The following is a 10,496-nucleotide window of genomic DNA, read 5'->3' on the forward strand; positions in this document are numbered from 1 at the left end:
GAGAATTGACATGGGATTGGTACTTATGGCCAATAACCTCCTAAAATACAATAAGAGAACGACTCAAAATTAAAAAGCTAGAGTTCCGCAATTGGGAAGCTCTAGCTTTTTTTGTGGCTGAGAATTATTTTGTCCCAGGCTCTGTCATGTTTAACCTTTCTCAACGCGCACACCCTGAGTGTCCACTTCAAGAATGAAGGTTTCTCCATCAAAATTTGCTGCTTCAATAGCAGTTTTTATCGGCACCGCTTTATCGCTTGCTGCTAAAGTCATAATGGTTGGCCCTGCGCCAGAAAGATAAGTTGCATAAGCTGCATGCTTAGTTGCAATTTCTTTGACTGGTGCAAATTCTTTCACTAAAGATTGCCGATAGCGCTCATGAAAAAGGTCTGACTCAATAGCGCGTCCAGCCGCCAGCATATCCCCTTTTAAGAGAGCTGCAATAGCGACATTTGCTACTGAACTCGCTGCTACAGCTTCTTTATAGGATAGCTTTGTCGGCAATACATCACGACTATCAGTCGTCCTCAGCTCATAAGTCGGTACATAGGCGATAAAGCTCGTCTCAGGCATTGGCGCAACAATCGCTGCTACCTGCTCATCAACATAGCTAGAAATGACCAGATTGCCAAAAATAGCTGGCGCGACATTGTCAGGATGTCCTTCGCTTTTGGTCGCGATACGTAGCTTTTCCTCGTCGGTCAAATTGAGATTTGCCAGCTGATTTGCCAGCTCAATTCCCGCCACAATGACGGAACTTGATGAGCCAAGCCCACGCGCCAAGGGAATATCGCTCGTCATCTTGAGCCGATGAGGCTGCAAATCTGGCGCGACCTGCAGCGCAATCTTAATCAAAAGATTTCGCTTATCCTTAGGAATCCGAGGGTTCAAATCATGCTCAATAAACCAAGCGTCCCTTTCCTCCAATACCTCAATCGTTAAGTATTTGGATACGGCAACCCCGACCGAATCAAAACCGGGACCAATATTGGCGCTGGTTGCTGGTACAATAATTTTCATCTTACTCTCCTAAAACTTTAAAGGTATTGAGCAATTCAAAATCTGCCACTGCGCTCAAGTCAGCAGACACCTTGTCAAATTGATTTTTGTCAATCGAATGCGTGATAATCACCAAGCGCGCTTGATTGTCCTTCGCTTCCTGCTGCAAAATTTGCTTGAGCGACACATTTGCCTGCGTGAAAATATCCACAATCTTCAAGGCTTGCCCCTTTTCGTCAGGAGTGAAAATCGCAAAGTAATAGCTACTCTTGATGTCCTCAGGCTGAGCCAGCTCGACTGGACGACTATATTCGTTGAAGGCTTTGCCAATCGTACCTTCCTGCAGTCTTCTGGCAATGCGGGCAATATCCGCCACGACACTGGTTGCAGTCGGCTTTTGCCCTGCTCCCGGACCGTAGTACATAGACTCACCGATACCGATAGACTCGACAAAGACGGCGTTCATGACGCCATTGACGCTAGCCAGCGGGTGAGTTTTAGGCAAGAAAGTCGGCGTCACTTCGGCAGTAATCCCTGACGGTGTCTCCTCGATTGAGCCGACCAGCTTGACAACATAGCCTAGCTCTTGTGCGACAGCCACGTCTTCTGGCGTGATATTGCGAATTCCTTTGTGGTCAACCTCTTCAAATTTGACATTCATCCCAAAGGCGAATTGACTGAGAATAACCATTTTATAGGCTGCATCAATCCCGTCAACGTCGTTAGTCGGGTCACTCTCTGCAAAACCAAGACGCTGCGCTTCAGCCAAGGCTTCGTCGTAAGACCAGCCCTCGTCTACCATTTTGGTCATCATAAAGTTTGATGTCCCATTCACCACGCCCAAAACCCGCGTGATTTTGTCAGACGCCAGCGAATTAACCAAGGTGCGCAAAATGGGAATGCCGCCCGCAACTGCCGCTTCATAGTAAAGCGCGACGCCATTTTTTTGAGCCAATTCAATCAGCTCCGTCCCATGAACCGCAAGCAAATCTTTATTAGCAGTGACTACGTGCTTACCCGCTTCAAGCGCACGGCTGATAAAGGTTTTCGCAGGCTCAATCCGCCCCATCAATTCTACCACGATAGCGATGTCGTCGTCGTTTAAAATCTCATCAACATTGGTCACAAAATGAAAATCATTTCCCGCAGCCAAAAGGCGCTCTTTTTCCGCGTCATCTTTGACCAAAACTTTAGCAACTTCAAGCTCTGTTTGAGCTGCTTGGCGAATTTTATCGCCGTTTTCTTTCAATAAAAATGGTACACCACTCGCAACGGTACCAAAACCAAGTAAAGCAATTTTAATAGACATCCTTGTCTCCTTCGTCATTTCTGTATAACTTTATTATACTAAAATTTTCGCAAAATTCATACAAAGTTTTCTTAATAATTTTTGCCAATATTTTGTTATAATAGAATTTAAGTAAAATAAACATTTAAGGAGGAACCATCTTGGCAAAACATGTCGCAAAACCCACTCAACCACCACGTCCACGACGGAGAACAAAACGCCGTCTGCGTAAGGGACGAATTATCGGAATCAGTCTATTAGCTGTCTTGGCTGCACTACTCGTAGTGACTGGAACATTTTATGCTATCAATCATTTATCAAACTCAGGAAAGCCAGTACAACCTGTTGACAGCAAAATAGCTTCCACAACAAAACAGAGCTCAACTACTGATTCATCTAGCAGCACGGAAGAACAGATAAAGTGGGTTAAACAGGACAAACCCGTACAAGTTCCTATTCTCATGTATCATGCCATCCATGTCATGGATCCGTCCGAAGCAGCCAACGCAGGACTCATTGTTAATCCTGATACCTTTGAGAGCCAGCTTAAAGCCTTAAAGGATGCTGGTTATTACCCACTAAGTCCTGCTGAAGCTTATAAAGTCTTGACAGAAAATGTCCTTCCAGAAAACAAAAAAGTTGTCTGGTTGACCTTTGATGACAGTAATGAAGACTTCTATACACACGCTCTTCCGATTTTGCAAAAGTATAAAATGAAAGCTACCAATAATGTTATTACTGGTTTTGTAGAAGAGGGACGAGCAAGTATTTTAACACTTGAGCAGATGAAAGAAATGAAAGCAAAAGGCATGTCATTTGAAGATCATACGGTTCATCACCCTGACTTATCAGCATCAGACAGTACTACCCAAGAAACTGAATTGAAAGATTCTAAATCTTACTTGGATAAAAATCTTTCACAAAATACAACAACAGTTGCCTATCCATCAGGACGTTATACTGATACTACTTTGCAGATTGCCGAAAGTCTAGGTTATAAGCTAGGCTTAACAACTAACGAAGGTTTGGCTTCTGCTAGCAACGGGCTACTTTCACTCAATCGGATTCGTGTCACACCTGATATGACTGCAGAGACCTTGCTTGCAACGATTGCAACAAATTAAAAAAACAGAGGCTGAGAACTATTGTCTCAGCCTCTAAAATTAATTCAAATTATCTGCAAGACGCGGTAGCCTCTTGGCTTCTGCGTTCGTCTTTACAGACTCCGCGCAACCCTAATAGGCATCGCGGGGGTGGGACAACGAACTATTCCTTTTAAGGAATGAGTTCTGTCCCACTCCCTTCTTATCTCTCGCTTTCAAGTTGTTGAAGATAAAGATCATGGGCATATGTTTCAACTAAGCGTTTATTTGTATCACTTAGTTTCGGGAATACTTCAACAATGTGGGTCTTATCAATAAAATAGTCTTCTTCTACATCAAAAATCATCTCTAATTTCTTAATGTCATGTTCTTGAGGCACACGCGCACCACTTTCCCAGTTAGCATAAGTAGCCTTGGTAACACCTAAAATGACATAAATATCTTTTGGTCGCAAATTTAAAGCCAAACGCCGATTCTTTAGTCTCTCATGATCAAACATAGGTCTCCTCCTATCACTTTAATTTATAGTATAGCAGAGTCAAAGGTCAAAAACAATGCTTTCTAACTAAAAATTTCATCTCACTTTAAACTTTGTAAAATCGATTAAATCAAGTATAATAAAGACAGGAAATCATGATAGAAAGAACGGAAAGATGCTAAAGAAAAATGACCTCTTGGAGGTAGAAATTGTTGATTTGAGCCATGAGGGCTTGGGTGTTGCTAAGGTCGAAGGGCTGGTTTTCTTTGTGGAAAATGCGCTGCCGACCGAAAAAATCCTTATGCGCGTACTCAAAGTGAATAAAAAAATTGCCTATGGAAAAGTGGAAGAATGGCTGAAAAAATCGCCTCATCGCAACGAAAATCTTGATGCGGCCTATTTGCGGACGGGAATTGCGGACTTGGGGCATTTGGCTTATGAGGAGCAACTCAAGTTTAAGCAGAAGCAGGTGGCAGATAGTCTCTATAAAATTGCAGGGATTTCTCAGGTGGACGTTGCACCGACTCTTGGTATGGCGCAGCCTTTCCACTATCGCAACAAGGCGCAAGTGCCGGTTCGTCGCGTCAAGGGACAGCTGGAGACTGGTTTTTTTCGCAAGCATTCCCACGACCTCTTGCCGCTTGAGGATTTCTATATTCAGGCACCAGAGATTGATGCGGTCATTGTGGCGGTGCGGGACTTGCTGCGTCACTTCGACCTCAAACCTTATGATGAACAGGAGCGCTCGGGGCTCATTCGCAATATCGTTGTGCGGCGCGGGCATTATAGCCATGAAATCATGCTGATTTTGGTGACGACCCGTCCCAAGATTTTCCGCGTGGAGCAGTTGATTGAGCGCTTGCTTGAGCAATTTCCAGCCATTAAGTCGGTCATGCAAAACATCAACGACCAAGCAGGAAATGCGATTTTTGGCAAGGAATTTCGTACCCTTTACGGACAGGATTTTATCACTGATAGCATGCTGGGCAATCGTTTTGAGATTGCCGCGCCAGCTTTTTACCAAGTCAATACTCAAATGGCAGAGCAGCTCTACCAAGTGGCGATCGACTTTTCCGAGCTGACGGCAGACAGCGTGGTGGTCGACGCCTACTCGGGCATCGGGACGATTGGGCTGTCCTTGGCTAAGCAGGTCAAGGTGGTTTACGGCGTGGAGGTGCTTGCTGAGGCTGTAGAAAATAGCTGCCGCAACGCAGCTTTGAACGGTATCACCAATGCGCATTATGTTTGCGCCAGCGCAGAAAGTGCCATGAAAAAATGGCAGAGCGAAAACATTAAGCCGGATGTTATTATCGTTGACCCACCGCGAAAAGGCTTGACCGAGAGCTTTATCAGAGCCAGCGTTGAAATGTCGCCTAAGAAAATCACCTATATTTCCTGCAATGTCGCCACCATGGCGCGTGACCTCAAGCTCTACCAAGAACTGGGCTACCAGCTCCGCAAAATCCAACCCGTCGACCTCTTCCCGCAGACACATCATGTCGAGTGTGTGGGGGTGCTTATTAAGCAGGGGTAAAAACAAAGATTATTATGATACTAAAAATATGTGAACAAAATTATAGTCTTCAATGGAATGGGATTTATTACTTTGCATTAACGGAATATCCACACATTAAGGACTGGGAACTTGATAAAATAGCAAAATTTATAGCTTACGAAAAACTAAACGATAGAGATACAAAAATAGAATGTGATAATACAGATATCTTGACTAAAGTTAATGAGTATATCGCCAACAGTGATGTTAATTTTCCTTTCACTCCTCTCAATCGTCAGGAAGCATGTATTTATAACGAAAATGGAAAATGTGTTACTTCAGATTATTTAAGCCATACTTGTACCCTTGAAACAGCTATAAAGATATTTGAAAGCGGGAAACTCCTCTCAGCTGTTAGAGCATTTGAGCGCACAGATGAACAATTAGTAAATGACAAAAGAAATGCTGCCGGGGACCCAAAGGATTATTTTCATTACATTATGTTTAACTGGTCTAATACAAGTTCTGGTTACAAACTTGCCATGGAAAGGTTACTGGAAAGATTTCCTAACGAATACGACCTAAATGAAGGTTTTGTGCCCAGCATTAGTTTTCATTTCAAGTATGAGGATATTATTCGTAATGAAAAATACGTTTTTGATGGTTATCATGCTGCTAAAATTAGAGATGAGTTGAGTTTGGCTGATAATTTATACGCCTGTATTATTCCAACAACTAGTAAAAAAGGTTTTGAGGAAATCATTCCTGAAAATATAAAATCTAGAATATACTATTTAGACTACACGCAAGAGGGGATAATAAAATGGACCGAAAAAGTGTATCAATTTGTTAGTGGATTAAGTTAAGACTTATACAGTAAATACACTATTAAGAACAATTATGTTATAATCACACCAAAAGGAGGCCGTTATCATGAAATTTTTGGTTGATAAAAGTATGGCAGAGCTAGGTGTTACGGATGTAGTGGTTGGGATTGCGAGAAATCTGGACCCAGAAGCCGAATTATCTCAAGCCTTTGAGCAAAAGCTGCATGAAAAAGAGCAGTGGGCGCTGAATGTGGACTTGGAGGATGTGGAGCTCAATCCGACCATTGAGGGTTATCAGGAAATGATTGCCAAAGTAGGTCGAAGTGTCAAGAAAAATCCTCCTACTGCCCTAGCCTTGATTAAAAATGTCAAGCGTAGAGGCGATATCCCTCGTATCAATAGCGTGGTGGATATTTATAATGTGGAGTCTTTGACTTCTCTGCTCGCCATAGGCGCTCATGATTTTGATAAGGTTGCCTTTCCGCTGACGGTTACCCTTTGTGGAAAAGAAGACACTTTTCACCCAATTTCTTCAAACTCCAAGCATGTCGCAGAGACTGACTTTGTCTATCGGGACGGACAAGGCATTATGGCTTGGCTGGACGTCCGAGACTCAGAGCATTACAAGCTAGATGAAGCGAGCAAAAACGCTCTCTTTGTCATTCAGGGCAATGCCCATACTTCTGTTGATATGCGGGTTGCAGCGCTTGAAAGGATTGGCGCAGACTTAAAAGCCGCTATGCCCAAGCTAGAATTTGAAATCCAAGTCTTTCATGTGGGACAATAAATGGAAAAACAGTCTTTTCATTAGAAAAGGCTGTTTTATTTTTAATTTTGACTATAGTAAATCTGATGTGGAGCCAACTTCTTCTCCAATAATTCACTAACTGTGACATAGCCATAACCCTGAGAATCGAGATAATCTAAAATAGCTGGTAGAGCGTCTACTGTTGTTTGGTGAATATCGTGCATGAGGATAATAGATCCCGGTTGAGTTCCTTCTTTTATTCTACTTAAAATCGCATTCGTATCACGATTTTTCCAATCCAAACTATCAACTGACCACATAATAAAAGATTGATCTACTGCGTTTTGAACAGTTAGATTAATATCTCCATAAGGTGGACGCATAATTTTACTATCAATACCAACAGCTTTTTTAATTGCTGCAGTTGTATCATTAATTTCTTTCTGAACTTGCTCTACAGGCAAGGTTGGTAGACTTGGATGACTCCAAGAGTGGTTCCCAATTTCACTTCCCTCAGCAAGCACTCGCTTCATAATCGCTTCATTGCCGGCAATATTTTGACCTAATGTAAAAAATGTCGCCTTGGCATGATGAGCCTTTAAAATATCTAAAACTTTTGGAGTTGTCGCTGGATTTGGCCCATCGTCAAAAGTTAAAGCGACCACTTTTTTGAGTTTTTCAGCTAGATAAGCTTTACACTGCTGCAATTCCTTATCTTTAAGAAACTCTTGATTAATGACTTCATAAAGACTAGTAATAGGCAAAGCTAGCTCCGTCACATCTCCTACTGCTTTGGGAAGCTGAATGTGAAAGGCTCTATCTTGATAGCGAAATTTCCAGCCAGAAAGTGGTTGCCCATTTAAGGTGTTAATTACATCGCTAATTATTGTATCGTCTATTTTTCGAAAGGCTAATTGATTACGAAAGTCTTCTTCAAACCGTGTTTTGGCCTGATCAGGGTCATGGAACAGCTGATCAAGAGTCAAAACTTGGCTGGCACTACGAGAATAATAATAGTCCAGTTGTCTGGTTTTTGGCTTGCCTATCATTTGCTTATCAAGGGTGATACGCTCCCTTTGCAAACGAAGTTCGTAAACCTTAGCTAATCCTACATCTATCTCTTTAACTGTATAGAAAACCAAAGCACGTTCATTTTGTGATAGATGTTTGACATCGTCTTCAACTTTCTGCATAATTGTTAAAAGTAAATCCTGCTCTACAGTAGGGTAGTATGCTATAACTTGATTTCTCCTAAATTGTCCAGAACGTTTAGATACCCACTTTTTTTCATAGGTTTTATCATGTTGAGCCACAATTTTTTGAATTTTTGATTCAAACTGCCGCTCTTTAAAGGTTGCCCAAACTTGCTTTCCTAATAAAAGAATTAATAAAAGTAAACAAATGTTCAAAGCCAATAAAATAACTGTTTTCAGATTTATTTTTTCCATATATTTAGTATAGACTTTTTTGTTAGGGTTGTCTATCGTAAATAAAATTAATTTTTTCTTGTATTTTAAAGCGCTTTCTGCTATACTGTATTCAAACAGCACACGGAGGTAAGGAGCACATGAACAACTAAATCTTACTATCATCTTGACTAGTTAGGTTTTGTTTTTGTGCTTTTTGTCTGCTCTTTTGTCAATGCTTTTATTAAAATGTATTGTGTTTTTGTGCAGAATAAATAACAAACTATTCCTACTAGTCTCTAGTAGGAATTTTTCTTTTCAAAAGTAAGAGAGCAAAGGAGCACGTTATGATATTACAAACCAAACATTTAACCATTACCCATAATCGAGATTTAAAAGACCTAATACGAGATTTGAACTTGACTGTGGAAGTTGGTGATAAATTAGCCATTATCGGCGAGGAGGGCAATGGCAAGTCTACCCTGCTGACTTTCCTAATGGAGGCAGAGTTGATTCAGAACTATGCTAATGCAACAGGCGAAATTCATCGACAATTTTCTCGCTACGCCTACCTACCACAGCTACTGCCAATTGATGATGCTAAAAAGTCGCTCAACGACTACTTCTTCGGCGATTTGGAGGTGGATCTTGACTACGCACTCCTCTACCGCCTAGCTCAAGAGTTGCATTTTGAAAGTGATCGTTTGGCAAGCGAGCAAATTTTAGCTACTCTCTCAGGTGGTGAGCGCTTAAAGGTTCAATTAATCAAACAACTGGCTCAGCCTTATGAGATTCTCTTTTTGGATGAACCGTCTAATGACTTGGACCTTGATACGCTGATTTGGCTACAAAATTTCATTGCAACTAGCCCTGCGACAGTCATCTATATCTCACACGATCCCACTTTTCTCGCAGCAACGGCAACAAGGATTCTGCATCTGGAATTGCTGAAGAAAAAACGAGAACCACGCGCAACGATTGCTAATATCGGCTATGAGGATTATATCAAAGAACGGCAGCTAAACTTTGATAAGGCTAGTAAGCAAGCACGCAAGGATGCAGAGGAACACGAGAAAAAATTAGCACGCCATCAGCGACTTCAACAATCTGTCCAACACGCACTCAGACAAGCTCATGATAGCACGCAAGGACGACTTCTAGCTAAAAAAATGAAAACTGTGCTGTCTCAAGGAAAACGCTACGAAAAAGAAGCAAGCCAGCTAACACAAATGCCCGACCAAGAAAGTCAAATTGCCCTCTTTTTTGAAGAAATTGAATCACTTCCACCTAATAAAATCTTAGTCGACTTAAAAAATTGGGAACTTGAACGTGCTGGGAAAATTCTTGCACAAAATATTCACTTTCAACTAAAAGGACAAGAAAAAATCGGATTGATTGGCACCAATGGAATTGGCAAAACAACTTTTTTGACAGAAGTTAGAAAAATCCTATCTCAGAGAACAGATCTCCGTCTTGCCTTTATGCCACAAAACTATGACCAAGAACTACCGTTGCAAAAACTGCCGCTTGACTTTTTAGCTCCATCAGGAGATATGTATGATCTTGAAAAAGCGCGCACTCACTTAGCTAGTCTGAATTTTCGTCGCGAGGAGATCGAACACGAAATCAAACACCTCTCCGGCGGACAAAAGGCGAAACTACTACTTCTAAAACTCGTCTTAGATAAAGCAAATGTTCTTCTTCTAGATGAGCCAACGCGCAATCTTTCCCCACTGTCACACCCAGAAATCACTCAACTCTTTTGCAATTTCCCCGGTGCCATTTTCTGTGTTTCTCACGACCGTTCCTTTCTCAAACAAGTCTGTGACAAAGTCTATGAATTGACAGAACGAGGGCTAGAGGAAGTTGTTAGAGAAAAATTGCTGTGATAATTATTATTTAAAGTTTGATTGTCGAATCTATTCATGAACAAACATCATTTTCTAAATTATATAAGCAAAAGAGCCTGACATAAGGGCTCTATAATTTCTGTAGTGGGTAAAACCACTGTAGGAATTATGGAGCCTATTTTGTTGTAGAAAAAAAGTCCCATAAGACTTATAATGAAAAGCGACCAAACCATCATTAGAAAGAATCTTATGGAACAATTAAATTTTATCACAAACTTACTGGAAATCAAAGACCCTAACAT

Annotated in this window: 9 protein-coding genes; 5 read left to right on the forward strand and 4 right to left on the reverse strand. The window is 41.4% G+C overall.

All coding sequences use genetic code 11. The annotated features are described in order from the left end of the window. Positions 1-150: 150 nt before the first annotated feature. Both thrB and A3I3_RS0107990 read right to left on the reverse strand, forming a co-directional pair. The gene (gene thrB, locus A3I3_RS0107985) at positions 151-1,020 is read right to left on the reverse strand and encodes a homoserine kinase (RefSeq protein ID WP_018372193.1); all 870 of its coding nucleotides are present in this window, start codon (positions 1,018-1,020) and stop codon (positions 151-153) included. A 1-nt stretch (position 1,021) separates the two neighbouring features. Further along, entirely contained in the window at positions 1,022-2,308 is a 1,287-nt protein-coding gene (locus A3I3_RS0107990; protein ID WP_018372194.1) for a homoserine dehydrogenase, read from the reverse strand. 140 nt (positions 2,309-2,448) lie between these two features. Between A3I3_RS0107990 and A3I3_RS0107995 the strand changes: the two genes are divergently transcribed. Then, a complete protein-coding gene (locus A3I3_RS0107995) occupies positions 2,449-3,411 on the forward strand; it encodes a polysaccharide deacetylase family protein (protein ID WP_018372195.1) in 963 nt (320 codons plus the stop codon). A gap of 181 nt (positions 3,412-3,592) precedes the next feature. On the opposite strand, the gene A3I3_RS0108000 is transcribed toward A3I3_RS0107995, so the two are convergent. After that, positions 3,593-3,889 (reverse strand): helix-turn-helix domain-containing protein, encoded by a 297-nt coding sequence (locus A3I3_RS0108000; RefSeq protein ID WP_018372196.1) that lies wholly within the window; start codon positions 3,887-3,889, stop codon positions 3,593-3,595. A gap of 154 nt (positions 3,890-4,043) precedes the next feature. Here A3I3_RS0108000 and rlmD point away from each other — a divergent pair, with 154 nt between their 5' ends. From rlmD to A3I3_RS0108015, 3 genes are all read left to right on the forward strand, one after another. Further along, positions 4,044-5,402: a 23S rRNA (uracil(1939)-C(5))-methyltransferase RlmD gene (rlmD, locus tag A3I3_RS0108005; RefSeq protein ID WP_018372197.1), complete on the forward strand. Its 1,359-nt coding sequence runs from the start codon at positions 4,044-4,046 to the stop codon at positions 5,400-5,402. 14 nt (positions 5,403-5,416) lie between these two features. Then, the gene (locus A3I3_RS0108010) at positions 5,417-6,229 is read left to right on the forward strand and encodes a hypothetical protein (protein ID WP_018372198.1); all 813 of its coding nucleotides are present in this window, start codon (positions 5,417-5,419) and stop codon (positions 6,227-6,229) included. Between the two features lie 67 nt (positions 6,230-6,296). Then, a complete protein-coding gene (locus A3I3_RS0108015; RefSeq protein WP_018372199.1) occupies positions 6,297-6,977 on the forward strand; it encodes a B3/B4 domain-containing protein in 681 nt (226 codons plus the stop codon). 41 nt (positions 6,978-7,018) lie between these two features. Here A3I3_RS0108015 and A3I3_RS0108020 read toward each other — a convergent pair whose 3' ends face one another. Further along, complete coding sequence (locus A3I3_RS0108020) at positions 7,019-8,530, reverse strand: polysaccharide deacetylase family protein (protein WP_223873767.1); 1,512 nt, start codon at positions 8,528-8,530, stop codon at positions 7,019-7,021. Between the two features lie 164 nt (positions 8,531-8,694). On the opposite strand from A3I3_RS0108020, the gene A3I3_RS0108025 reads away from it, so the two are divergent. Then, positions 8,695-10,233 (forward strand): ATP-binding cassette domain-containing protein, encoded by a 1,539-nt coding sequence (locus tag A3I3_RS0108025; RefSeq protein WP_026129787.1) that lies wholly within the window; start codon positions 8,695-8,697, stop codon positions 10,231-10,233. Positions 10,234-10,496 lie beyond the last annotated feature (263 nt).

The organism is Streptococcus massiliensis DSM 18628 (genome assembly GCF_000380065.1).
Classification (GTDB): Bacteria; Bacillota; Bacilli; order Lactobacillales; family Streptococcaceae; genus Streptococcus; species Streptococcus massiliensis.